1 protein-coding gene is annotated in these 799 nt (G+C 42.4%); it reads right to left on the bottom strand.

Features of this window, described 5'->3' with window-relative positions; translation table 11 throughout:
- A partial coding sequence (locus DXC04_RS15060; protein ID WP_243112178.1) for an MSCRAMM family protein occupies positions 1-799 on the bottom strand: 799 nt, incomplete at both ends.

Below are 799 nucleotides of genomic sequence, written 5' to 3'. Positions count from 1 at the left end.
TGATCCATGTCTCGGTCGGCTGGTTCTCAACTTCTTTACTCAGTACAATCTTTTCAAGATTCTGGTTTTCGTAGGATGCATCTACTTTCCATACTTCCTCGTTCGGAAGATATCCGTCTTTTCTGACTTCCTCTTTGACATAATATTTTCCATGTGGAAGGTCACTGTCAAAAGTCAGATTCCCATTCTTATCAGTTGCTTTCTTTTCCAGCAGAGTATCCTTCTCTACAAGAACTTCTCCCTGATTAGAAACAATATCTTCCCCGGCATACAGTCCGAAGATGACTCCTTCCAGCTTTTCTCCTGTAACAGAATCCTTCTTTTCTACCGATACGGACACCTTCTGTCTCTCGTTTTTGTAAGTAACTCCTTCATAAACAACTGCCTGTGTATCATCCTCGGCTGTCAGGGTAAATTCTTTCTGCTCGGTATTCAGGACAAAATTCTCTCCTGCCACAACTTCTTTCAGATAATAAGTTCCCAGTGGCAGATTGTTGAGTACTGCCATTCCCTCTTCGTCTGTAGTCAGTTTGGCTACCAGGTCATCTTTCTCGTAACGGACAAGCAGATTTCCTTCCTCGTCCTTTGCCCCATCCGGTGAATAGATGGTATCTTTGGCATATACTTCGAACTGGGCACCTTCTACTCCGGTTTCTTCATATTTAAAGCCTTTATAAATACCTGTTTCTTCTTTACCAGATACAGCATTTCTTACTTTAGAGACCAGTGCTTTTACTTTTGCCAGAACAGAATCTCCTGTTACTTCGGTAAGCTGTTCTCCCTTTTTCGTCAGGAGCAG

The sequence above is a fragment of the Dorea sp. OM07-5 genome (genome assembly GCF_003481355.1).
Classification (GTDB): Bacteria; Bacillota; Clostridia; order Lachnospirales; family Lachnospiraceae; genus Dorea_D; species Dorea_D hominis.
The sequence above is the reverse complement of the archived record's forward strand: the minus strand, read 5'-3'. Positions and strand labels throughout refer to the sequence as shown.